The 25,998-nt window shown below is 45.5% G+C and carries 17 protein-coding genes; 13 read left to right on the forward strand and 4 right to left on the reverse strand.

Translation table 11 applies throughout. The annotated features are described in order from the left end of the window. The first annotated feature begins 195 nt into the window (after positions 1-195). The 4 genes from GXP69_RS17750 to GXP69_RS17765 all read left to right on the forward strand — a co-directional run bounded on the left by GXP69_RS17750 (position 196) and on the right by GXP69_RS17765 (position 5,548). Positions 196-474 (forward strand): DUF4834 family protein, encoded by a 279-nt coding sequence (locus GXP69_RS17750; protein ID WP_163916776.1) that lies wholly within the window; start codon positions 196-198, stop codon positions 472-474. An 89-nt stretch (positions 475-563) separates the two neighbouring features. Then, a complete protein-coding gene (locus GXP69_RS17755) occupies positions 564-1,487 on the forward strand; it encodes a hypothetical protein (protein ID WP_163916777.1) in 924 nt (307 codons plus the stop codon). A gap of 554 nt (positions 1,488-2,041) precedes the next feature. After that, positions 2,042-4,489: a YfhO family protein gene (locus tag GXP69_RS17760; RefSeq protein WP_163916778.1), complete on the forward strand. Its 2,448-nt coding sequence runs from the start codon at positions 2,042-2,044 to the stop codon at positions 4,487-4,489. A gap of 159 nt (positions 4,490-4,648) precedes the next feature. Next, positions 4,649-5,548, forward strand: coding sequence for a 1-aminocyclopropane-1-carboxylate deaminase/D-cysteine desulfhydrase (locus tag GXP69_RS17765; RefSeq protein ID WP_163916779.1), 900 nt, complete (start codon positions 4,649-4,651; stop codon positions 5,546-5,548). Between the two features lies 1 nt (position 5,549). Here GXP69_RS17765 and GXP69_RS17770 read toward each other — a convergent pair whose 3' ends face one another. Continuing rightward, positions 5,550-6,704, reverse strand: a complete 1,155-nt coding sequence (locus tag GXP69_RS17770; protein ID WP_163916780.1) for a hypothetical protein — start codon at positions 6,702-6,704, stop codon at positions 5,550-5,552. Positions 6,705-6,966: 262 nt separating this feature from the next. Between GXP69_RS17770 and GXP69_RS17775 the strand changes: the two genes are divergently transcribed. Next, positions 6,967-7,599 carry a DUF4230 domain-containing protein gene (locus GXP69_RS17775; RefSeq protein WP_163916781.1) on the forward strand — a complete coding sequence of 211 codons (633 nt, stop codon included), beginning with the start codon at positions 6,967-6,969 and terminating at the stop codon, positions 7,597-7,599. 89 nt (positions 7,600-7,688) lie between these two features. Here the strand turns inward: GXP69_RS17775 and GXP69_RS17780 are convergent, their stop codons facing one another. Continuing rightward, positions 7,689-8,756 (reverse strand): calcium:proton antiporter, encoded by a 1,068-nt coding sequence (locus tag GXP69_RS17780; protein ID WP_163916782.1) that lies wholly within the window; start codon positions 8,754-8,756, stop codon positions 7,689-7,691. A gap of 384 nt (positions 8,757-9,140) precedes the next feature. Further along, positions 9,141-9,620: a regulatory protein RecX gene (locus tag GXP69_RS17785; protein WP_163916784.1), complete on the reverse strand. Its 480-nt coding sequence runs from the start codon at positions 9,618-9,620 to the stop codon at positions 9,141-9,143. 268 nt (positions 9,621-9,888) lie between these two features. On the opposite strand from GXP69_RS17785, the gene GXP69_RS17790 reads away from it, so the two are divergent. From GXP69_RS17790 to GXP69_RS17800, 3 genes are all read left to right on the forward strand, one after another. Further along, positions 9,889-10,752 carry a DMT family transporter gene (locus GXP69_RS17790; RefSeq protein WP_235925821.1) on the forward strand — a complete coding sequence of 288 codons (864 nt, stop codon included), beginning with the start codon at positions 9,889-9,891 and terminating at the stop codon, positions 10,750-10,752. 102 nt (positions 10,753-10,854) lie between these two features. Next, complete coding sequence (locus GXP69_RS17795; RefSeq protein ID WP_163916786.1) at positions 10,855-13,449, forward strand: DUF5686 and carboxypeptidase regulatory-like domain-containing protein; 2,595 nt, start codon at positions 10,855-10,857, stop codon at positions 13,447-13,449. Positions 13,450-13,523: 74 nt separating this feature from the next. Further along, positions 13,524-13,847, forward strand: a complete 324-nt coding sequence (locus tag GXP69_RS17800; protein WP_163916788.1) for a hypothetical protein — start codon at positions 13,524-13,526, stop codon at positions 13,845-13,847. A 56-nt stretch (positions 13,848-13,903) separates the two neighbouring features. Here GXP69_RS17800 and GXP69_RS17805 read toward each other — a convergent pair whose 3' ends face one another. After that, the gene (locus GXP69_RS17805) at positions 13,904-14,854 is read right to left on the reverse strand and encodes an EamA family transporter (RefSeq protein ID WP_163916790.1); all 951 of its coding nucleotides are present in this window, start codon (positions 14,852-14,854) and stop codon (positions 13,904-13,906) included. 285 nt (positions 14,855-15,139) lie between these two features. Here GXP69_RS17805 and GXP69_RS17810 point away from each other — a divergent pair, with 285 nt between their 5' ends. From GXP69_RS17810 to GXP69_RS17830, 5 genes are all read left to right on the forward strand, one after another. Beyond that, a complete protein-coding gene (locus GXP69_RS17810; protein WP_163916792.1) occupies positions 15,140-17,608 on the forward strand; it encodes a bifunctional UDP-N-acetylmuramoyl-tripeptide:D-alanyl-D-alanine ligase/alanine racemase in 2,469 nt (822 codons plus the stop codon). A 272-nt stretch (positions 17,609-17,880) separates the two neighbouring features. Continuing rightward, on the forward strand, positions 17,881-18,129 hold the full coding sequence (locus tag GXP69_RS17815; protein WP_317164609.1) for a FeoA family protein: 249 nt from the start codon (positions 17,881-17,883) through the stop codon (positions 18,127-18,129). A 70-nt stretch (positions 18,130-18,199) separates the two neighbouring features. Then, entirely contained in the window at positions 18,200-20,293 is a 2,094-nt protein-coding gene (gene feoB, locus GXP69_RS17820) for a ferrous iron transport protein B (protein WP_394367369.1), read from the forward strand. A 781-nt stretch (positions 20,294-21,074) separates the two neighbouring features. Beyond that, positions 21,075-24,299, forward strand: coding sequence for a SusC/RagA family TonB-linked outer membrane protein (locus tag GXP69_RS17825; protein WP_163916796.1), 3,225 nt, complete (start codon positions 21,075-21,077; stop codon positions 24,297-24,299). A gap of 11 nt (positions 24,300-24,310) precedes the next feature. Then, on the forward strand, positions 24,311-25,738 hold the full coding sequence (locus GXP69_RS17830) for a SusD/RagB family nutrient-binding outer membrane lipoprotein (RefSeq protein WP_163916798.1): 1,428 nt from the start codon (positions 24,311-24,313) through the stop codon (positions 25,736-25,738). Positions 25,739-25,998: the final 260 nt, after the last annotated feature.

Genomic DNA, 25,998 nt, shown 5'->3' on the forward strand with positions numbered 1-25,998 from the left:
AAGATTAAACCGGAACTATAGCAAGATTAAACACAACATAACCCTGCAAGCTTCGGTGTTTAAAGGCTTTTATCTTAATTTTGTTGAAGCACAGGCAAACTGTCAGGCTCTGAACAATTGGCAAGGGCTTTGTGTAGTATAAGTATAAACTTTTAATTAAAAGCTGCTTTAAGCAGACACATAACTCCGATTTAGATGCTCAAGTTCATCATTATTACCTTTCTTGTTATTTTGTTTCTCAGGTTGGTAGCGCCCGTGCTGTTCCGTTTCTTACTGCGGATGTTTTTAAAGAAGAGCATGCGCAATGGTACGTTTTTTTACACCAACATGAACCAGCAACGCCAGCAGCCAAACGCTGACTATAGCGGCAATGGCCGCGCTACCGGCGATGTAAAAATAGACTACATGCCAAACCAGGGCAAGCGCGATGATTTTAAAGGTGGCCAGTACGTAGATTACGAAGAAGTAAAATAAGCGTATAGTTCCTTTCAGGCTTCTGCAGGCACGATACTTGTAAGCTGCCTTTTAATACTTTTCGTAGCAACTACTTTATCTGAGCTTATATGCAGAAGCACTTCTATCTTTATGTTGTGGCTATACTTGCGGTTGCAGTCAGCAGCTGTACGGCCCCTCGTTCTGTTATCCATTCCGGCAAGGTAACGCCAAAAGGGCAGTTTAAGGCTGGTTTTAACGTAGGCGGCAATATAGCCAGCGAGCCTATAAGTCAGTTAGGTGATGTAACCAAGGCCGCTGTAGATGCTGTTGCTAAAGAAGGCGAAGTAGAATACAGCGAGCAGATCGACGTGTTTTCGAAAGCGCTGATGAGCTACGCCCTGGACCCGGTAGGCACTACATTTGATTTTTACCTGCGCTATGGCGTGGCAGAGCGTGTCGATGTAGGATACAAATATGCTACCGGTGTGCACGTTTTCGATGCCATGTACCAGTTTATGGGCCCGACCGGCACTCCTCAGAACCCCGGCGTTGGCGATTGGTATGGCAGCATTGGTATGCAGTACTCCGGCCAGAGCAGCGGCCTTTTCGATAAACTTTACTTAGATAAGCTGATACCTGTGCTGGAGTTTTCGGCTACCCGCCGCGACATCGTTGTGCCATTGGTGTTCAGTAAGTCATTCGGGCCGGAAGAAGAGATGGGGAACATTTCGTTCGGTCCGGTTTACAACCACACGTTCATAAAATACGGGTTTGAGCCAAGCCGTATCGTAAAAAATGCAGCCGGTGAAAGAGTGCCGGTAGAGGGCGTTTTTGCAAAGAAGAATTTCCCGTCGTTCGGCTTTTTCGTGAACGGAAAGATCGGATTTAAATATGTGTACATCCTGCCTTCGCTTACCATGTACTACCAGGACTATGGCACCTATGATTTTTTGGAGGGCAAGCAATTTGAGTTCTCAGGTGTAACCATTATTCCATCGATAGGTTTGCAGGCCAATTTCGGCGGCGGCCGGGCTGGTGGCAGAACGAGATAAATATAGTTGGCTAAACTATAGCTAAGAACTATAAACTATAAAAGCGGCAGAAGCAACTATGAGTTTCTGCCGCTTTTGTTTTTTACGGATGAGCTCATCGCTTGGCATTGCTCTTTCGGATTTGCAAACCGAAAGTAAAGTAACTGCGGATTTGTAATCCGCAACAGCTAAGGCCTTCTCAACTGATAAACGCGCGGATTGCAAATCCGCGGATTAGTAGGTTCCGGATTACAAATCCGGAACAGCAGATGATATTGTTTTTGCCGCTCTCTTGTAAACTATAGTGTCTATATTTAAAGATAGTTGCTCTCGCTCGCGTTCCCGAGTGTGCGTTTCAAGCGGACTCTAGCCGCGTTAACCATACTTAATAGTGACCTGCACTTTATAGTTTGAAGATAAATGTGGGGGGACGCCAATCATAGCTCACAAGGGCAGTTGCTATAGTTCGCAACTATAGTTTACACCTCAGAAACTGCTGTTGGGCCTGCCTATAATGCAGAAATAAAATAAAAGTCATATCTTTCAATCTCTATTTTGACGCATCTAAAACAGATATGACAGCTTCAATTAACTTTAAACGCGATGTACTCCCTCACCTGATCGCGGTACTTGTTTTCCTGTTACTTACCGTAGTGTATTTTGCCCCAGTCGTGTTCGAAGACAAGGGCATGGCCCAGCACGATATTCTGCAGTTCAGGGGTGGTGCCCAGGAAATAATGGAGCACCGCGAAAAGACCGGTGAAGAAGCCCTCTGGACGAATTCGATGTTTGGGGGGATGCCTTCTTACCTGATCAACACACGCTATTCCGGAGACTTATCTGGTATTATCCATACAGTGCTTTCGCTGAACCTGCCGGCCATGGCGGGTAACATATTCGTGACGCTGCTATGCGCTTATATTCTGTTAATTACACTGGGCATGCGCTCGTGGCTGGCTATAGTTGGCGCCATCGCGTTTGCTTTCACGTCCTATAATATCATCATCCTGGAAGCAGGGCACAATACCAAATCCTTAACTATAGCTTATATCCCAATGGTGCTGGCCGGTTTGCTGTACGCGCTGCGCAAAAACCTATGGATAGGAGCTGCCTTATTTGCACTTGGCTTAACCCTTAATCTGCACTTTAATCACCTGCAGATGACCTACTACATGCTGTTGCTGGTTCTGGTTTGGGGTATAGTTGAGGTGTACTACGCTTTTAAAAACGGAACTATAGTTGAGCTGCTGAAGCGTGGTTCGGTGCTTTTGCTGGCTGCTATGCTGGCGGTAGGTGTAAACTTTGGCCGACTGGCAACTACAGCCGAGTACACTAAGTATAGCATCCGTGGCAAATCAGAGCTGACGGTACCTAACAGCGGCGATAAAACCGGCTCTGGTCTGGACCGCGAATATGCCTTTAACTGGAGCTATGGCATTGGCGAATCCATCACGTTGCTTATTCCTGATTTTTATGGGGGCGGAAGCAGCACACCTTTAGATACTGACTCTGAAACCTATAAAGCTTTTGTAGGCATGGGCGCTCCGCCAATGCAGGCCGAGCAGATTGTGAGCCAGGGTATGCCAACTTACTGGGGACCGCAACCCATGACGAGCGGCCCGGTTTACGTAGGCGCTATCGTCTGTTTCCTGTTTGTATTGGGCTTGTTTATTGTGGATCGTCGGTGGACGAGTTGGCTGGTAGCCGGAACTGTACTATCGCTGGTGCTGGCCTGGGGGCATCATTTCTCGGCCTTCAACTACTTCATGTTCGATTATTTCCCGCTGTATAACAAGTTCAGAGCGGTATCGTCGGCGCTGGTAATTGCGCAGATCACGATGCCGTTGCTGGCTATGCTGGCCCTGTGGCGCTTGTTCCGCGACCGCGAAATTATAAAAGACCTTGATAAGAAACTGCTGATCTCGGGTGGAATTACGGCTGGTATCTGTTTGCTGGTGTGGATGTTTGGCGGCATGGCCAGCTTTACATCGGCAGTAGATGTGCAACTACAGCAGGCACAATACCCGGTTGATGCGCTTCGTGCCGACCGTGAGAGCATGATGAAAGCAGATGCGTTCCGCTCGTTTGCATTTATAGTGCTTGCGGTAGCAGTGCTGTATTTCTACCTGAAAAATAAACTATCGGCAACTATAGCTATAGCAGGGATTGGAGTACTGGTTTTAGCCGACCTTTGGGCTGTGGACAAGCGTTACCTGAATAATGGTGATTTTAAAGAGCAGGTGATCACAAACTATTTCCAGCCAACGCCAGCCGATAAATTGATCCTGGAAGATAAAGATCCAGGTAAAGGATTAAGCTACCGTGTGTTCGATGCGACTAATCCGTTTAACAGTGCCCGTGCATCTTACTTCCACAAATCGGTGGGTGGTTATCATGGTGCCAAGCTGCGCCGTTTTCAGGATGTCATTGACCGCCATATCTCGCAAAACAACCTGGAGGTGCTGCGCATGCTTAACACGCGCTATGCCATTACCGGTGATCCGCAGCAGCCAGTACAGCGTGTACCAGGTGCGCTGGGTAACGCCTGGTTTGTAGAGGAGATCGAAAAAGTAAATACCCCGGATGCAGAACTGGAAGCGTTAAGTGGTTTTGATGCCGGCACGACAGCTATAGTTGATGTTACAAAGTTCCCGGTGCAGGAAGACAAGTTTAATGCCGGAAACGCAACTATAAAACTGACCACTTACGAGCCGGATTATCTGAAGTATGAGTATCAGGCAGAAGCGCCTGGTTTTGTGGTGTTCTCTGAGATCTATTATGAAGCGGGTTGGCAGGCATATTTAGATGGCCAACCTGTAGATCATCTTCGTGCCGATTATATTCTGCGCGCGATGCAGGTACCGGCTGGCAAACATACCATCGAGTTCCGTTTCGAACCGCAAACGTACTACATAGGAAATACCGTTTCGCTGATCTCGTCTATCCTGTTACTACTGGTAATTGCAGGCGCCATTGCCTATGGCTTCAAGAAAAAGCAGCGGGAAGAAGCCTTAGCGGTGTAGAAAACGCTATAATGTCATGTCGAGCGCAGTCGAGACATCTTATATGCCTTACTGCTGTATAAGATTCCTCGACTGCGCTCAGAATGACGTTTTGAGATTAATTCAAACTATAAAAAGCCCCGACTATAGCAGGCCGGGGCTTTTGCGTAACTATACTTTATGCAGGCACCATTACAGCAACTACAGCATCCACTTTTACAAAAGCACCACATTGAGCTTTGGGTTAAGCGCGAAGATCTGTTGCACCCGCATATTTCAGGGAATAAATGGCGCAAGCTGAAGTATAACCTGCAGGAAGCAAAAGCACAGGGCAAGCAAACTATAGTTACATTTGGCGGCGCTTATTCCAACCACATTGCTGCCACTGCCGCAGCCGGAGCGGAGTTCGGATTTAAAACCATTGGCATGATACGGGGCGAAGAACATTTGCCTTTAAACCCAACGTTAGCCTTTGCTACGGAGCAGGGGATGGAGCTGCACTACATCGCCAGAGAAGCATATCGCCTTAAAAACGAACCTAAGTTTCTGGCCGAGCTATCCGCAAACTATAGCCAGCCCTACATCGTGCCGGAAGGCGGTACCAACCAGTTAGCAGTAAAAGGCTGCACCGAAATTATAGATGACATAACTATAGATTTTGATGTGATCTGTTGCGCCAGCGGCACCGGCGGAACTATAGCTGGTATTATAGCTGGGCTTAAAGGACAGAGGCAGGTACTCGGTTTTCCGGCTTTAAAGGGAGGTGATTTCCTGAGAGATGAAATTGAGCAACTGGTTTACAACTATAGCGGACAACACTATGGCAACTGGCAACTCATCACCGACTATCATTTTGGCGGCTATGCTAAAGTAAAACCGGAGTTGCTGCAATTTATCCGGGAGTTTCAGGAGCAGCACCACATCCCGCTGGAGCCGGTATACACTGGCAAACTATTCTACGGCCTCTTCTACCTGATTTCGAAAGGCTATTTCCCGGAAGGTACGCGTATTGTGGCGGTGCATACAGGTGGCCTGCAGGGCAATGCCGGCTTTAGAGAGCGGCTCGGTATAGCGATATAGTTTACCTTAGTTTATGCTTTACGAAACTATAAACTCCGGCTACGCCACTGGCAATAATGACCGGAAGCAGTAACGTAATAAACCTGGAGTCCCAATCCTCGGAAGTTGCGGCAACTATACATGCCTGTAGTATGAACACTGTAGGGGCAAATGCTCTCGCTGCGGTTTTCTTGTCTTTTAAGAATAACCAGACCGTAAAAAAGTAAAGCGGGTGTATTACGAAAACTATACTCAGGTTGTGAAGCAAAGAATAATACGGCTTGATGTAGGCTATGAAAACGATAAGTTTTGCAAAGAACAGCTTAAAGAAGAATACCGGGTTTTGTAAGATGAAGTAAAGTATGCGCAGCAGCGGCGAGTCCTTTTCTGTTGGCAGCGTTACACCGTCAGCAGGTACCGCAAATATATTTGACGCATAAATCACTTCGCCTCTGGCATAGGTTTCTACTATCTCAAACGTAGTTAAAAGGTATCTATCCAGAATAGCAATCAGGATAATAACACCTGCCACTGCACTGCCTATTACCAATTTTCTGTAGCGGAAAAGCAACTGCCTGTAGTGTAAGCCGAAACAAACCAACACGGAGAGCAGCACTATAAAACCATTCGGGCGCAGTAGAGCAGGGATCACGCATAAGGCAATTACAACCAGATAGTCTTTCCAGCTTCTGCTTTTAACCAGTGCGTAGAATACCAAAACTAAAGCACTGATAAATAGTGACTCTGTTAGGATGTAAACGTTAAGGTATTGGATGTCTTTCCAGAGAATAAAAATGATAGTTGCCAGGATAGCAGGCAGTCTGCTCTGGTCTGTAAGGTGCTTTACCGCTTTATAGAATAAAATGCAGGCTGCTCCGGATAAAGCAGTTTGCACAATGATACTTATAGTCAGGCCTCCGTCTGATTTAACGAACAGCGCCAGAAAGGCAATGTAGAGGAAATACCTGTTGTCGTGGCTCTCACCCAGCTGCCAGGTTTCGGCTATCTGTGTGGCATAAGGGATATACCGGAACGTACTGTCAGGTACAGTTCGCACGCCTAAGCTCTGCAAAAAGTAAAACTGAACGATAAGCCATAGTATGGCTAAGCCACAGAATATTAAATATCCGGGCACCTTCTGAATTTCCTGGTTGAGACTTACAAAGTACTGATGCATGCGCAGGAGGTGGTGGCAAGGTTAAACTGTTCGCAAATATTCAGGCTAAAGGTACAACAAACTATAGTTCAACAGTATTTAAGATAGGAAATAACAAACTATAGTAAAAGAACCAGAGTTACCAGGCTGCTTATGTATTCCTCGCTTCTAATTATAGCTGAGCGACTTGGTATAGCGGTGTAACACGAACAGGAACGGTTTTTGTAACTATTGGTCTGTTTGCATGGTTTTAACCTGAAGAAACTTTAACTATAAACTATAGATGCCCTTACTCCGACTGTTGATCCGACTACTTCCCTTGATACTGATTATTGTAGCCGGTATTTTTATCTGGCGCAGTTTTAAAGACTTTTTTAGCACAGATGCAAATGATGCGCCTGCTGTTACGGTGAACTATAACACTATTCTCACCTCGGTGCAGGACCTTGGCAAAATGGAGCTGGTGCGCTATAATTTTAAGGATGTAGTGGAGTATCAAAAGGAAGTGTCGCGGTTTATACCAGACTCTAAAGTGGTACTGATTGTGGCCGGAGAGGCAGTAGGGTGCGTGGACTTTACAAAAATTGAGCCCGGCGACATTGTGTTTGAAGGCGACTCTATAGTTCAGATCGCCTTACCCGAACCGGAGCTTTGCTACTATAAAGTAGACCACAGCCAATCCAAAGTGTTCAGCAAGGAGAATACGTATTTCCAGGATGCTGCGCTGGTAGAGGAAAGCTATAAATATGCTGAGCAGAACGTGAAAAGAGCAGCCCTTAACTCCGGCATATTACGCCAGACGCAGGTAAATGCCGAAAAAGTACTGAAGCCGATGCTGGAGGAAATAACCGGGAAGCGTGTTGTGCTGGTGCCGCAACGTAGAATCGAGAATCCACAGCTGCCCCCAAAACGCTAAGCAAAGTTACAGGTTGGGAAGAAGGGATTGATGTAAACTATAGTGCGGACTCTGCCAGAAGTATGAGCCCGCACTATAGTTTTTATTTATCAAGGATAAATCATCAGGAAGATGAAGGCTGCTAAATTTACCAGCAATACTACCCCGTAAACTACATTGGTTTTACCGTTAGTAAGCGAAAGCATTACTGTAAATACCGATAATCCCAGCAGGATAATAGATTTGATGTCCAGCCCCAGGATGATCTTCATGTCATAAATGATACAAACCAGCGCCACACTAGGTATAGTTAAGCCAATACTGGCCAAAGCAGAACCTAACGATAAGTTAAGGCTTGTCTGAAGTTTGTTATTTCTTGCCGCCATTATAGCTGCAATCCCTTCAGGTAATAAAATGATAGCTGCAATAATAACACCCACTAATGCCTGAGGCAAATTATTGCTTACTATAATACTTTCAATTGTTGGTGAAAGCGTTTTGGCCAGCAATACTACCACACCTAAGCTAACAATCAGGAAAATAAGGCTTGTGATGAAAACCCATTTGCTAACTTCTACATCTTCTGCATCCTGTCCGTCACCTATCGAAACAAAGTACTCTCTGTACCTTTTGGTTTGTGCAAATAAGAAGCAGGAATAAATAACCAAACAGGCAACAGAAGCAAAAATAAGCTGCGGTGTGGAGTAATAATTGCCTTTAATACTTTCTGTAAAGGTGGGGAAAACCAGCGTAAAAACTATAATCGAGATAAGCGAAACCAGCGCTATAGTTACAGAAGGCTTTGAGAAATCTTGTTCGTGATGCTTAAGGCCGCCTATCAGCAGGCAAAGGCCGACAATTCCATTTAGTATCAGCATGGTGGCGGCGTATACCGTGTCACGGGCCAGCGAAACGGCTTCGCCTCCGTTCGATACCATCAGGGAGATGATAATGGAAACTTCAATTACTGTTATCGAAACGGCAAGTATAATAGTACCATAGGGTTCTCCAACTTTCTGTGCAATTACCTCTGAATGATGAACAGCAGACATCACACTGAAAATGAGAAGTACACTTGCTGCAAGCTTAAAGATATCACTGCCTGGAATCAGTCCGGAAAAGAACAGGAGCCAGGCCAAAACGGGAATGATGATTGTCCACTGTAGTAACAATCTCATTTTTTTAATTTGTAGAAGTAGCATAAAAACGTTTTAGCTGTAATAAGGAATTGGATAATATTGGAAATAAAATGGCAGTAAGAACGTGGGAATGAAGTTGGAAGTAGGATAACTACCAATTAAAGTGTGCTTTCTACCATATTGCGAAAATAGGAAAAAATGGGGTAAACAGCGCAGCTACTTTTGAATTTCTGTACAATTTTTGCTGCACGCTGTTGAGATTTAAGTGCAATAGCTGGCATTATACCGGAGGTAGGAAGCGAAGGTTACGGTACAAATGATACAGATAAGATTAAAATTTACGAGGGCATCCGCGTTCAGAAGATTTGCCTAAGTGCAATGCTTAGCAGCTTGTTTAAGCTACTATAGCGCTGTTTTTTTCAACTATAGATCCAGCCCTTTCAGTGCGTCCTGCACCAGGTCACTTTCATAGCCCTTGCTCATTAAATAAAAGCTGAGTTTCTGGCGACGGGCAAAAGGGTTTTTCTCTTTTTCGGTAGCGTTTTTCTTCTCCAGCAGCTGGTGCAGGTTCTGTTCGTATAGTTCAGGGTCTATCTCCTTCATGCCTTGCTTAATGCAATAATCAGAAATGCCTTTTGCCTTTAATCCCTGTATAATCTTGCGGCGGCCCCATTTTTTAAGGCCATACTTCCCTCGAACATAGCTCTGGGCGTAACGCTCTTCGTCTATCAGTTTCTCCTGGCTCAGGCGCACAATCAGTTCTTCCACGTCATCATGCTCCAGCCCGTAACTATAGAGTTTGTCGCGCACTTCCTGCTGGGTGCGGTCCTGGTAAGCACAATAAGCCGCAGCTTTCACTAAAGCTTCCTTTGGGGTGTAGGTTTTCTGTTTTTTCTTCTCCAAACTATAATCCGTTTACTCAACTATAAACATAGTATAGAGTTAGAAAGTTAAAAAGTTTAGAAGTTAGAAAGGGGGTTTTTGGAGTTAAAAAGTTAGAAAGGTATAAGTTAGAAAGTTAGACATCCTACCAATCCTTTAATCCTGTAGATCCTTGGACTAAGGTCCTAAATAGAGTTTCGTGCAACAATTTAGCAATTCAACCATTTAACAATCCAGCAATCAACAATTAACAATCAGCTACCTTTGTAACCCAAACTATAGCATACTTATGTTTTCGAAGGGAGTGCAGTACATGTTGCTGTCAACGTTTTTTTTCGCGCTGATGAACGTGTGCGTAAAGCTGGTGCCGCATATTCCGGCCGGGGAGATCATCTTTTTTCGGTCTGTTATTTCTATAGTTATGAGTTATGCTGTGTTGCGGCGCCTGCAGGTTAATATCTGGGGTACGCACAAAGGGCTACTGATAACACGGGGTATAACCGGTGCTATTGCGCTCATTTTATATTTTACCACGCTGCAGAATATTCCGCTGGCTACGGCTGTGACTATACAATACCTCTCGCCGATCTTTACTACCATCCTGGGCATTTTTATAGTTAAAGAGCATGTGAAGCCCTGGCAGTGGGCATTTTTTCTGCTGTCTTTTGCTGGTATTCTGGTAATTGAAGGAGTAGATGTGCGTATTTCGCCGCTTTTTCTGGGCATAGGTGTTGCTGGTGCGCTTATTTCCGGTATCTCTTATAACATTATCCGCAAGCTCAATACCCGCGAGCATCCGCTGGTCATAGTTTTTTACTTCCCGCTGGTGGCCTTGCCCGTTTCAGGATTCTATAGTTTGTTTGAATGGGTGCAACCTGCCGGTTGGGACTGGCTGATCCTTTTGCTGGTAGGAGTTTTTACCCAGCTGGCACAGTATTACATGACCATGTCGTACCAGTCTGAGGAACTCTCGAAAGTGGTCCACCTGAACTATATTGGTATTTTTTATGCGCTGGTGCTGGGCTATATTATGTTCGACGAGAGCTTTACATTCGGCTCTTATGCTGGGATGGCGCTGGTGCTGCTGGGCGTTATTTTCAACATCCGCTACAAAAGTAAGCAAGACAAAACAGCGGAATCAGGCAGCGTTTAAAAATTTAAGTAGGTATAAAACAAGAGAAACTATAAACTAAGCGTATAATATGTAACGTTAGCTATATATATTGCATATAAGGCCATAGCTAATCTAACCTACATGCGCTTAACCTGGTTATTAATCCTCTTATTGTTTGCACCGCTGTTCTGTTTTGGAGGCACCTTGCGTGGTCGCCTTACAGACGAGAACGGCCAGGGCCTGCCATTTGCCAGCATTTATATAAAAGAAACCAGCAGCGGCACCGCCACCAACGAAAACGGCTACTACCAACTACAGCTCGACTCCGGTACCTACACACTGGAATTTAAGTACGTTGGCTACAAATCTAAAATTGAGGTTGTAACCATAAACGGGCATGCAAAAGAGCTAAACGTGCAGCTGCTACCCGAAGTGCTGAACCTGAAAGAAGTAGTGGTACGTGCCGCCGACGAAGATCCGGCTTACCCGATCATGCGCAACGCCATCCGGCTGCGCAAATACCACCTGAACGAAGCTTTGGCCTGGAGCGCCCGGGTGTACATGAAAAGCGTTGCCCGAATGGATAAGGTACCCAGCAAAGTATTGGGCATACGGGTGGTGGATGTGGATACGGGCATTGTTTACCTTTCGGAGTCTGTGTCGCAGTTGCACGTGAAACGTCCTAACAAAATAAACGAGCGGGTCTTGTCATCGCGGGTAAGCGGGCAGAAAAAAGGGTTTACGTTTAACCAGGCTTCGGAAATGAATATAAGCTTTTACGAAAACCTGCTGAAAATTGAAGGCCTGAGCCAGCGCGGGTTTGTGTCGCCGCTGGCAAACAATGCCCTGTTCTTTTACCGCTACCAGTACATGGGTGCTTTTGAAGAGAACGGCCGCAGCATTAACAAAATAAAAGTTACCCCGCGCCGCCGCAATGACCCGGTGTTTGAAGGTTATATTTACATTGTGGATGGCACCTGGCGTCTGCACAGCACCAACCTGAGGCTGACGAAAAATGCCGGAATCGAGTTCGTGGATTACATACAAGTGCGGCAGGTGTATGCCCCGGTACTGGAACACGTCTGGATGCCGGTGTCGCAGGAGTTTACGTTTGAAGGCGCAGGGCTGGGCTTTAAAGGCCGTGGCTATGTGACGGGCGTGTACTCCAACTATAAAGTGCAGGCCGCCTACAAAAAACCGCCTGTAGTAGAGGAAATTGAACCCGAGCCCCAGGAAGCTATAGTTGCCGCCAACCAGGCTATAAAAGCTACACCTAAACCACGATTTAAAGTTATTGAACCCGAAAAAGCTGACCCGAACGAAAAACCAATTCACAACGATAAGATCTTCAGCAAAGAGATTCTGGTAGTAGATAAGGAAGCCAACAAACGTGACTCATTGTACTGGGATAAGATCAGGCCGGTGCCGCTTACCAAAGATGAATCCAAAGACTATATGAAAAAGGATAGTCTGGAGATCATCAAAGAATCGAAAATTTACCAGGACTCGCTGGACCGTATCCGCAACAAGCCTACGTTTGGCAACCTGTTTCTGGGGGGCTACACCTACCGCAACAGCTACGAAGATACTTACCTGCGCTTCGACCCGATCGTGAGCCCGACCAATGCCAGCATTCTGCAGTACAATACCGTTGAAGGCGTAGTAGCCGATGTAAAAGTAACCTACGGCCGTCGCTTCGACGACCGCCGCCGGTATATAATAGAACCTGCTGTGCGCTATGGCTTCTCGAACGAAAAGCTGAATGCCAAACTGCGGGCCGCTTATGTGTACAACACCACTACCAACAGCATTATGCAGATCGAGGGCGGCCGCTACGTAGACCAGATCAACAGCACTAACCCGATCGCGCCTTTTATAAACACACTTTATACGCTGGTGGCTGAGCGGAACTACATGAAACTATACCAGCGCGACTTTATACGGCTGGCGCACCGCGGCGAACTACGGAATGGCTTGCAACTAACGGCCAGCATGGAATACGCCCACCGCATGCCGATGCACAATACCACATCTTACTCATTCCGCGACAACGACCCGGAGGGCGTAAGCCGGTTTACTTCGAATGTGCCTGAGAATGCCGAACTGGAAGATGCTTCTTTTAATCCGCACCAGGTACTGATGGCATCGTTCAGTTTGAGCATAAAACCAGGCCAGCGCTACATTACACGGCCCGATCAGAAAATAAACTTGGACTCTAAGTACCCAACTATAAGCCTGGCTTATCGCACGGGCATAAAAGCATTGGGCGGCGACGTGCAGTATAGTACAGCCGCGCTGCGCGTGAGCGATGACCTGAAGCTGGGCTTGCTGGGTGCCAGCAACTATAGCGTGACTGGTGGCGTGTTCTGGAACAAAAAGGAAATGACGCTGATGGATTACCGCCATTTTAACGGCAACCGTACGCTGTTTGCAGGCGCTTACGAAGGCTTCCAACTATTAGACTACTATAGATACAGCACCAACAACAACTACCTGGAAGCGCATTACGCACATCATTTCAACGGTTTCATCTTTAATAAAATACCGTTGTTCCGTAAGCTGAAGCTGCAGGAAGTGGTTAGCTTAAATTACCTGAACACCCAGCAGTCGGGCAACTACCTGGAGTTGGGGCTGGGCATCGAACACATCTTCAAATTTCTGCGGGTAGATTTTGTAACTTCTTTCCAGGAAGGGAAGAAGGCGCGCACTGGCGTAGTAGTCGGCTTCGGGTTTTAGCATAACTCCCATAACTAATTAGGAAGCAAAGCCGTTAAAAAATCAGTATTAGCAATTTACTGAAGAAGAAAACAATGAACTTAACAATATTTAAAACAGGCGCAGCCGTGGCCTTTGCTGCTATAGTTGGTTTTGGCTGCGGGCAACAGGCCGATGTGGAATCTGAAAGAGATACAGGTACAGCAGAAGCCATTGTGGCTGGAGACTCATCTGCAGCAAACCTGAATAACCCACGCCCGGCACCGATTGGTGATACAGCCGAAACCGGCAACCAAGCAGACTATTTCGGAGATCTGCCGCCAAACGTTGACTCGGCAGCCCGCGAAATGCAAAAGCTGGACAAGCAGAAAGAACAGCGCCGCCAGCAACAGCAGAACCCGCCACAACAGCAGCAATAGATTTCAGGATTTAACTATAAACAAAAAGGCCCCGCTACTGCAGCAGGGCCTTTTGTTTATTCTATAGTTGTAGCCGCCGAGGTAGGCGGCACCGGCATACCATCGGCCGTTTTGCGCCGCTTCTTTAGGTTAATGTTGTAGATGATCACCGAAATAAAGATCAGCACATAGGCAGCAGCTTTTACTAGGGTGGTCTCTTCGTTAAAGTATACAAAAGCGATCACGAAGTTCATGATCGGGTTAATGTACATGAAAATACCGATCGTACCAGAGGTAAGCTCTTTGAGGGCAAACAGGTTCAGGAACAGCGGCAGCACAGTGAAAAAGGCGCTCAGGATGCTCACATTCAGGAAGAAGTTGCCGTCCAGCACTATAGTTGAATCGCCTTTGAAGAAACTATAGAATGGCCCGATCAGGGCGAAGGCGAGGAGCAACTGCAGTGTAAGCAGCACAATTTTATCGTAAGCCCGCAGGATGCGTTGCGTTATCAGGTAAAAAGCATAGCTCAGCGCAATCATCAAACTAAACAACAGGCTGGTTAACTCTCCGGTACCAATCAGCACACAGCTAACAACACCTAACCCGATGGCCAGCCACTGGTTGGGACGCAACTCTTCTTTCAGCAATAAAAAGCCGAGCACTGCAGTAAGTATCGGGCAAAGCAGATAAGAGAAGGAACCGGTCTGTATGTCGATGTGGTTTACGACATAAATAAAGGTAAGCCAGTTAGTAGTAAGCAGTAGCCCGCCCAGCAACGTGAAAACTATAAACTGCCGTTTCTCTTTTGAAGCCGCGTTTTTTACTGCCTTTAAGGTTGCCTGAATGTTGCCTCCGCGGAAAAACACAGAAATAAACAGCAGCAACCCTACCGACAAAGCAACCCTGAAATAAAGGATCAGTCCGCTTGGGTACTCGGCCAGTGCTTTAAGCGGGAAAGGTATAAATCCCCAGATCACGAACGCCGCAATGCCAGCTGCATAAAAGGGATTTGCTTTAATTGTTTTCATGTGCAGTTATAAAAAGTAGGCAAAGGTAATGGGTTGCTAGTAGTTAATTATTGAATTGTTGATTGTCTGAATCAAGATTTACAGGGTTAATGGATTCTCAGGATCTAATTGCTCTGTAGCCAAAAAGACGCAAAGTATTGCGTCTCTACACCTCTTAATTCTTTAACTCCTAAACTCTCTAACTCTTAAACTCCCAAACTGAGCCACCTTTCTAACTTCCAAACTTTTTAACTTTCTAACTGAATTATCTCCTAACTTTCGGCTCTTAACGATAGTACCCTACCTATGCTCACATTTCAGCAACTTGCAACTATAACTCACGGAAAAGTGCTGCAGTTTGCAGCACCGCTTCCGGTTAACCACTTGCTCACCGATAGCCGTAAGCTCTCGCAGCCGGCAGGGACGGTGTTTTTTGCGATAAACGGGAAGTATAACGACGGGCATAAGTACCTGGCGTCGCTTTATGAGCAGGGCGTGCGGCAGTTTATAGTTGAAAAAGAGCAGAACGAAGCAGGGCAGAACTATAGTTTACTTTTCCCGGAGGCAAACCTGTTACTGGTGCAGAGCAGCCTGCAGGCATTACAGCAGCTGGCGGCCTGGCACCGCGCGCAATTTGCTATCCCGGTTATAGGTATTACGGGTAGCAACGGCAAAACTATAGTTAAGGAATGGCTGGCCCAACTGCTGAGCCCCGATGAGATGGTTGTTAAAAGCCCGCGCAGCTACAATTCGCAGCTGGGAGTACCGCTGTCGGTGTGGCAACTGAACAGCAACTATACGCTGGCAATTTTTGAGGCAGGTATTTCGGTGCCCGGCGAGATGGAGAAACTACAGCCCATCATTCAGCCAACTATAGGCATATTTACGAACATAGGCAGTGCCCACGACGAAGGCTTTACCTCGCGTAAGCAAAAAGTGCAGGAAAAACTGAAGCTCTTTACCGGCGTGGATGTGCTCATTTACTGCACCGACCACGAGTTGCTGCACCAGGAAGTTAAGGAGCAGACTATAAACTCCTTTACCTGGAGCCGTGAGCACGAAGCTGATATTACTATTACCGCTACCACTACAGCCGGCCATAAAACTATAGTTGTTTATACTTATAAAGGTGAGAAGCAGCGCCTGGCTATACCGTTTACCGACGATGCCTCTCTGGAAAATACGCTGCATTGCCTGGCGGTGCTGCTGTACCGAAACGTGCCTTTAGCTGAAATTCAGGACCGGCTGGACAGGCTGCAGCCTGTAGCTATGCGTCTGGAAATGAAGGAAGCGATCAATGGCTGTTACCTTATTGATGATACCTATAACAATGATCTGGCCGGTTTGCACATTGCCCTCGACCTACTCGCCAACCAACCAAAGCGCAGCAAACGCACCGTTATTCTTTCTGATTTTCTGGAGTCTGGGCTGCCGGAAGAAGTGTTGTATAGCCAGGTAGCCATGCGCATTAAAGCGCACCAGGTAGATAGGGTAATCGGCATCGGGCCAACTATAAGCAACTATAAAACGGCTTTTGGCAATGAAGCAACTTTTTACCAGCGTACCTCCGATTTTCTGCAGCAATTTAAATCTGAGGATTTCCGGAATGAGCTGATTCTGGTAAAAGGCGCCCGTGTGTTTGAGTTTGAGCGGATTGTACATGCGTTTCAGCAGAAGGTGCACGGCACGGTGCTGGAAGTAAACCTGGATGCGCTGGTGCATAACCTGAATTATTACCGCTCTAAGCTGGCCCCGGAAACCAAACTGATGGTAATGGTAAAAGCCTTTGCCTACGGGAGCGGCAGTTTTGAGGTAGCTAATCTGTTACAGTTCCATAGAGTAGATTACCTGGCTGTAGCTTATGTAGATGAGGGCGTGATGCTGCGCGAACATGGCATAACGCTGCCTATAATGGTTATGAATCCGTCGCCGGATAGTTTTGCCAAACTGCATCAGCATAACCTGGAACCTGAAATTTACTCACTGGAGTTGCTGGAACTATACCTCAAAGATTTGCCCGCAAGCACGCAGCGCCACCGCATCCACCTGAAACTTGATACAGGCATGCACCGCCTGGGCTTTACCCCCGAAGATTTTAATGCACTGTTTGAACTCCTTCAGCAGTTCCCGCGGGTGCAGGTTATAAGTACGTTTACCCATTTAGCTGGTGCCGACGAAGCACTGCATGATGATTTCTCGCAATTACAGATCCGTAATTTCAGGAGCATGGCCGCTGAGGTAGAGGCAAGGTTAGGTTATAGCGTGATCAAACACGTGCTGAACTCTGCTGGCATTGTGCGCTTCCCGGAACATCAGCTGGATATGGTGCGACTGGGGATTGGTTTATATGGCGTGGAGGCAACGGGCTCGGAGCAGGAAGCGCTACGGTCTGTTAGCACATTGAAGACTACTGTATCGCAGGTGAAGACTATAGTTAAAGGAGAAACCGTAGGCTATAGTCGTAAAGGCATTGCCGACTCGGATAAAACGATTGCAACTATAGCCATTGGCTATGCCGATGGGTACGACCGGCGTTTCGGTAATGGCGCGGGACAGGTAATTATAAATGGGAAGCGCTGTCCCATCATCGGCAATGTTTGCATGGATATGTGTATGGTAGATGTGACCGGGCTAAATGTAAAAGCCGGCGACGAGGCCATTGTTTTCGGACCACAACTTACGCTCACCGATATGGCCGACCGGATAGGCACCATCCCGTACGAGCTGCTTACCAACGTTAGTAGCCGTGTAAAGCGCATTTTCTTTGCGGAATAAGGGTTTTAGTGATTAGCTGTTAAAGGTTTATCATGTGCGTGATGCTATAGTTGAACTATAGTTACAGTAATCAATTAAGAAAGCTTAACTATAGCTTTCACTTATTCTGCATTTCCAGAATCTTGATAATATCTAATCGCCTCATCTTCAAATCTTCGAATTTTCCTGTCTTGGCGGCTTATTGCTTTCAATTGCGCAAAACTTTTGCTTTAAAGATGAACACCTTGTAAATTGCAGTTGTTTATAAACAGTCTAAATAAAAACGTCTTAAAGTGCAGAACAGGGTAGAAGAGCATATCGATAAGAAAAGTGTCCGCGATCTGAAGATCGGAGAGACGGGTGTTATTTGTTGCCTGAAAGATCCTGATATGGGATTAAAGCTCCTGGAAATGGGATGTTTGCCAGGTACCGAAGTTAAACTCAACAGCCGTGCCCCGCTCGGCGATCCGATCACGATCATCGTGAATGATTATACGCTCTCTCTGCGCCTGGACGAAGCCGAAACTATAATGCTCAAGTAGCACCTCTTACATGACTGTAGTAGCCTCACCTGAAGTGAAAGAGAACCAGCCTGTTGCAGCTGCCCGTGGTATGGCCAGAGTAGCACTTGTTGGTAATCCTAACTCAGGTAAAACCTCCTTATTTAACCAGCTTACCGGCCTGAACCAGAAAGTTGGTAATTTCCCGGGTGTTACCGTTGATAAAAAAACCGGTAGCTGTCACCTCAGTGCAACCCAGAAAGTACAAATCATTGATTTGCCTGGTACCTATAGTTTGTACCCTAAGTCGTTGGATGAGCGCGTAATTATAGACCTGCTCTACGACAAAAAGGGCGCTAGCTATCCTGACCTTGTTATTGTTACTGCCGATGCTTCTAACCTGAAGCGCAACCTGCTGCTATTCACGCAACTTGCAGATCTGAAGATTCCGGCCATCCTTGCCCTGAACATGATTGATGTGGCAGAGCAGGAAGGTGTAAAAATTGATATCCCGGCGCTGCACAAAGCTCTGGGCGTACCGGTAATACCTATGAATGCCCGCAAGGGTGTAGGTATAGCTGCACTTAAGATTCTGATGTCGCAGCAGCTTGATACCATCCCAACACCTGTATATAGTGTGCCGGAGTCCCTTAAGCCGGTTGTAGAAAGCATAAAAAGCCGTTTCGGAATCTCTAACAATTACCTGGCGCTGCATTACGCGCATCAATACAAAAGCCTTAAATTTCTTTCTGCCGAAGATGTAGCCTTTATAGGTGAACTGGTGCAGGTGCACGGGTTTAAATCGAATACACTACAAGCGGAAGAAACTATAGCGCGCTATACTTATATTAATGAATTGCTGCTGGATGCAGTAAAAGTTGAGCGTGTAGAAAAAGAAGAAAAGTTCAGCAACCGCCTGGACCAGGTGCTTACCCATAAAATATATGGCTACCTGATATTCCTGGGAGTACTCTTCCTTGTGTTCCAGGCCATCTTTACGTGGGCCAGCTACCCCATGGACCTGATAGATGAAGGTGTAGCCGCACTTAATGGGCTTATACAAGAGAACTTTAGCGGACCACTCATTAACCTGCTTACTGAAGGTGTAATTGCTGGTTTGGGTGGCGTGCTGGTGTTTGTGCCGCAGATCGCCATTCTGTTTGCCTTTATAGCCATACTGGAAGAGACCGGGTATATGGCCCGTGTTACCTTCATGATGGACAAGATTATGCGCAAGTTCGGCCTGAACGGAAAAAGTGTTGTTCCGCTTATATCTGGTGTAGCCTGCGCGGTGCCTGCGGTTATGTCGGCCCGAACGATAGAGAACTGGAAAGACAGGATGATCACCATCTTTGTTACGCCGCTTATGAGCTGTTCGGCCCGTATTCCGGTGTACACAGTACTTATTGCGCTGGTAGTGCCTGAGACGTACTATTTCGGATTCCTGAACCTGCAGGGGCTTGTACTAATGGCGCTTTACCTGATTGGTTTTATTGCTGCCATTCTTTCGGCGTGGTTGCTGAAGGTGGTACTGAAGGCGCGTGAGCGCAGCTACTTTATAATGGAGCTGCCTGTGTATAAAATGCCGCGCTGGAAAAACGTAGGCCTAACCATGGTCGAGAAATCGAAAACGTTCCTGTTCGAGGCTGGTAAAGTAATCGTGGCTATTTCGGTTATACTTTGGGTGCTGGCATCGTACGGCCCGGGCGATAACTTTGAAAGAGCTGAACAGCAGGCTATAGCCGAAGCAGCAGAGCTGAATTTGTCACAGACAGAATTAGATAACCTGATCAGCTCACACCAGTTGGAGCAATCTTACGCAGGTATTATTGGCCGATCGATAGAGCCTGCAATTGAGCCGCTTGGCTACGACTGGAAAATTGGCATCGCCCTGATTACTTCTTTTGCAGCCCGCGAGGTATTTGTAGGGACCATGTCTACTATATATAGTATTGGCGAAGAAGAGAATGTAACCACTATAAAAGAAAAACTGTTGACGGTAACAGATAAGCAGGGAGAGCCTTTCTTTACGCCGGCACGTTCTTTCTCGCTTATGATCTTTTACCTGTTTGCCATGCAGTGTGTAAGCACACTGGCTATAGTTCGCCGCGAGACTAAATCGTGGATGTGGCCGATGGCACAAATGGTTTATATGAGTGGTTTAGCTTATATTTTTGCGCTCATTACATTCCGGGCCTTTAGCTAGTTATATCTATAGTTTGAAAAATAGCCTGCATTTGTAAAAAATGCAGGCTATTTTTTTTATGCCTATCCTATCTGCATCAATTTATACCAGATTGAAATGCAATTGCCTGAGCCTCAAATACTGCATTGTTGTAACAGGAGCCATTTATAGTTTGTGCTTCCTCCCAGAACAGCTCTAAAAAGTGTAAAAAGCCATTTCCAGGCCTGTTATCACAATAACTAAATATACCAATTCTCGTAAAAGACGTAAGTCTGTCAAAAATCATGTTACGGATAGATATAATTAAATTTAATTTCCCTCAATTAATTAAGTGATAATGAATCATAGGGTGATATCGGGGTGGAAAAGTTTTATATTAAACATTTGTATTAAATAGCATTTATTTATATAATTGAATTATCACTTACCTTAAAACCAGATTAATGCATGAAACAACCTTTACTAAACTTTCCTTTTTCCAACAATGCAGCGCCGTTTCTATAAGAGGAAACTATTTGCTCAACTATAGATGGCCAACCTGTTAAAACAAGAAAGCTTTTTGTTTTAAATTAAATGGTAGGTCCTCTGTCTCATCGCCACAATTTAACAGTCAGAGTCTAAGTGTAACTGCAGTGCCGTCCTGGCAATGTACGTTATTGGGTGCTTCCCTGTAGTCTATACTCGCCGGAAGCCCATGGTTTACTTGTAATAGTATGCAAGGCTTTTAGTGCCTTTTTTTTAAAGGATTATTATCTATTACCTAATACCAACTTAACTTTTTTCTTATCTAAAACTAAAGCAAATGAAAAAACTTCTATTATTGAGCTTTGTGCTGCTTTCTGTCTTAGTGCAGCAAGCAATGGCTCAAAGTAGGGCAGTTTCCGGAAAGGTGACAGATGCCGCTACTAACCAGCCATTACCAGGCGTATCCGTTCTGGTGAAAGGAACAACCGTAGGTACCGCTACCGGTGTAGATGGTACATTTACGCTTAACGTGCCTGAAGGGGCAAACACGTTGGAGTTCCGTTATATCAGCTACAAAACAGTTGAACGCGCTATTGGAAATCAAACTACTTTTAACGTAGCCCTTGAAACTGATGCAAAACAACTGGATGAAGTGGTTGTAACAGCCCTTGGTATCGAGCGTAACAGAAATGAACTGGCTTATTCAGCTCAGCAGGTTAGCTCAGATCAGCTTACCCGTGCCAGAAATGAGAACGTTGTAAACGCACTTTCAGGTAAAGTGGCAGGTCTGGATATCAGAACGAACAACACAATGGGTGGTTCAACCAACGTAATCATTCGTGGTTATTCTTCTCTTACTGGTAACAACCAGGCGCTATTTGTTATTGATGGTGTACCGGTAAGTAACGCCAACAACAACGGATCTAACCAGGCTACTGGTCGTGGTGGTGCTGACTTCGGTAACGCAGCTGCTGACCTTAACCCAGATAACATTGAGTCTGTAAACGTACTGAAAGGTGCTGCTGCAACAGCGCTTTACGGTTCTCGTGCTTCTGCAGGTGTTATCATGATCACTACTAAAAAAGGCAAGAAAAATAGCCTTAACGTAACAGTGAATAGTGGTGTAACCTGGAGCAGCATCGATAAGAGCACTTATGTAAAATACCAGGATGAGTATGGTGGAGGTTATTTTCAGGGCTTCCGAACTAGCAGCGACCTGATACCAGAGGTAGGTGATGGTGTAGCGCCAGTAGTTCGTTTCCAGGATGATGCTTCGTATGGTCCGAAATTTGATCCAAATCTCCAGGTTTACCAGTGGGATGCGCTTGATCCGTTTTCTCCAAACTATGGTAAAACAAGACCATGGGTAGCGGCTAAAAATGGACCTACCTCTTTCTTCGAAACAGGTTTGAATTCCAACCAGAGCATTGTAATCAATGGTGGAGGTGATAAAACTACTTTTAACTTTGGTTACACCCGTAACGATATTAAAGGTAACCTGCCTAACTCTACAATCGATAAAGACCTCTTTAACTTTAATGGTTCTTATGAGGCTACTGATCGTTTAACAGTTTCCGCTTCTGCTAACTATACCCGCACAAATGGTATGGGTAGATATGGTACTGGTTACAGCGGTACAAACCCTAACCAGCAGTTCAGACAGTGGTGGCAAACTAACATTGACCTGAAAGAGCAGAAAGAAGCTTATTTCAGAAACAGGCAAAACATCACCTGGAACTGGAACAGTACTAACACTGGTCCGATCTACTCTGACAACCCTTACTGGACGCAGTACGAGAACTACTCAAATGACAATAGAGATAACATCTATGGTTATGCAAGTGCTACTTACAAGCTTACAGACTGGTTAAGTGCAGTGGGTAGAGCCTCTTTTAACTCGACTTACGACTTTCAGGAAGAGCGTGTAGCTGTTGGTAGTGCTGGTCTACCTTTCTACTCAAGATATAACAGAGACTTCAACGAGACGAACTTCGACCTGATGTTAAATTTTAACAAAGACATCACCGAAAGTCTGAAATTGAATGGTTTAGTGGGTACTAACCTGCGCAGAGACCGTTCAAGCTCTGTTTTTGCTGCTACAAACGGTGGTTTGGTTGTACCTAAACTGTATTCGTTGTCTAACTCTGTTAGCCCGATCAACCCTCCAACTGAAACATATACTCGAAGAGGTGTTGATGGTATTTTTGCGAATGCAAACTTAGGGTTTAAAGACACCTACTTCGTAGAACTTTCTGCACGTCAGGATAAGTCAACTACCCTGCCAGAAGGTGAAAACAGCTATTTCTACCCAGCTGCTGCTGCTAACGTTGTATTCTCTAACCTGGTAGAGACCTCATGGTTATCACACGGTAAAGTTAGATTGAACTATGCAGAGGTAGGTAACGACGCTCCAGTATTGAGTATCCTGGATGTTTATGACAAGCCAACCGGTTTCGGCTCAACTCCTCTGTTCTCGCTTCCAAGCATAAAGAATAATCCTAACCTGAAGCCTGAGAGAACAAAGAGCTTAGAGGCTGGTATTGAAGCAGAGTTTGTAAATGGTATGTTTGGCTTCGACTTTACCTGGTATAAGTCAAATTCAGTTGACCAGATCATGCCTGTTAACCAAACCGCTGCTTCTGGTTATACACAACGTTTCGTGAATGCCGGTGAAGTAGAAAACAAAGGTATTGAGGTTAGTGCCTTCGTTAACCCAATCCAGACAAATGATTTCTCTTGGACAATGAACTTTAACTTTGCTCGTAACAGAAACAAAGTTATCAGCTTGTTTGAGGATGTTGAGAACCTGACGCTTGCTACCTTCCAGGGTGGTGTATCGCTTAACGCTGCTGTTGGTCAGCCTTACGGTGTTATCCGTGGTAACGACTTTGTTTATACAAATGGTCAGAGAACAGTTGGCGAGAATGGTTACTACCTGCGCTCAAGCAGATCAGACCTCGTTATTGGTAATCCTAACCCAGACTGGACAGGCGGTTTCAACAACAACCTTACTTACAAAGGTGTTTCACTTAGCTTCCTGATTGATGTTCGTCATGGTGGCGATGTGTTCTCTCTTGACCAGTGGTATGGTGAGGCAACAGGTCTTTACAAGCATACTGCAGGCCTGAATGCTAAAGGTAATCCTTCTCGTCTGCCAGTTGACCAAGGTGGTGGTGTATTGCTGCCAGGTGTTAAAGAAGATGGTACTCCTAACGATATCTATGCTGAAAACGTGGATGGTGACGGCTTGACTCCTTATGGTTATGCTGCTGACGACTATGCAGGTGCTCCTAGAGCAATGTATGTGTTTGATGGTAGCTTTGTAAAGCTAAGAGAGGTGGCATTAACTTATGCATTACCTGAGTCAATTGTAGGGAACTTAGGGTTCGTTAAAGGCGTTGACTTCCAGCTTATCGGTCGTAACCTTTGGATCATCCACAAAAACATGGAATACTCTGATCCGGAAGAAGGTCTAAGCTCAGGTAACTTTGGTAGAGGTTACCAGTCTGGTGCTTACCCAGCTGTTAGAACTTATGGCTTCAACGTTAAATTAAATTTCTAAAATAACTGAAAATGAAGAAACTTTTAATATGCGCCTTCTCACTGATGTTTATGACATCATGTGTGGACGATCTGGATGAGTTCAATATCGACCAGAAACGAGCAACAAATGTTCCGGCAGCTACTCTGTACACGAATGCTGTTAAAGGTCTGACGGATGTGTTGACTACGCCTAACGTTAACACGAATAACATTAGATTTTACGTTCAGCACTGGACATCCACACAGTATCTGGATGAGCCAAGATATAACATGACTTCACGTACAATTCCACAGGCTATGTGGACAGCTTTGTATCGTGATGTTCTGAATGACCTGCAGGAAGCAAAAAGACTTGTGAATGCTGATCAGACTCTGAATGAGAACGTAAAGAAAAATCAGCTGGCCCAGATTGAGATCATGGAAGTCTATGCCTGGTCAGTGCTTGTAAATACATTTGGTAATGTACCTTACACAGAAGCATTGAATTCTCAAAATGCGCTTCCTGCTTACGATGATGCAAAAACTATCTATGCAGATATCTTAAAGCGTCTGGATACAGCTATTGGTATGATTACTCCATCTGCTGCTGGTTTCACAGGAGGTGATGTTATCTATGGTGGCAGCATGGCGAAATGGCACCGTTTTGCTAACTCTCTTAAGTTAAAGCTTGGTATGGTGGTTGCCGATGTTGACAACGCTACAGCGAAGAAGTCTGCTGAAGAAGCTGTTGCGGCAGGAGTATTTACAAGTAATGCGGATAACGCCGCATTTAAATACCTGAGTGCTCCACCAAACAACAACCCTATTTCTTCAAACGTGAAGGGCCCTCTTTCAACTCGTGAAGATTACGTTGCTGCAAACACCCTTGTGGATGTAATGAATAATCTGAACGACCCAAGAAGACCATTTTTCTTCACAGATGTGAATGGTGCCTATGTAGGTGGCAAGTATGGTTTCACTAACGACTTCTCAAAACACTCTACTGTTAGCGCAAAAATTGCAGATCCTACTTTCGAAGCTCTTCTATTGGATTATTCAGAAGTAAGGTTCCTGTTGGCTGAAGCAGTTGAAAGAGGCTACACTGTAGGTGGTACTGCTGCAGAGCATTACCACGAGGGTATCAAGGCTTCTATTGAGTACTGGGGAGGCACAGCAACACAGGCAACTGCTTACATCGCTCAGCCAGGTGTGAACTATGCGACTGCACCTGGTGATTGGAAACAGAAGATTGGTAAGCAGGAGTGGATTGCACTATATAACCGAGGCTATGACGCCTGGATAACCTGGAGAAGGTTAGATGCTCCAACACTTCTTCCGCCTATTGAAGGGCTGAAAGTTCCTACAAGAATTATCTACCCAATAAATGAGCAGACGTTGAACCCGGAAAACCGTTCAACTGCAGCATCCGCAATCGGTGGTGATGAAAGCAGCACCAAGTTATGGTGGGACGTTAACTAACAATCGCTAAACTAAATGAAAAGGCTACCAGTTATGGTAGCCTTTTTTATTTTTATGTAAAGACCTGTATAAAGAGGACTAAGTGATATAGATGAAACCTAATACTATAGTATATAACATCTAATTAGAAGATGAGACAAGGTTAGAAACAGTCCCTTTGTAAAAGATAAAAAATAATTCCGCAGAGTTTCAGCCACTTAGCTGGTATAGGCAAAAATCTTTTCCCGGGTTGCTTGCAAGGCGGGAAAAACTCCCTACTT

The organism is Pontibacter burrus (assembly GCF_010686685.1).
Classification (GTDB): Bacteria; Bacteroidota; Bacteroidia; order Cytophagales; family Hymenobacteraceae; genus Pontibacter; species Pontibacter burrus.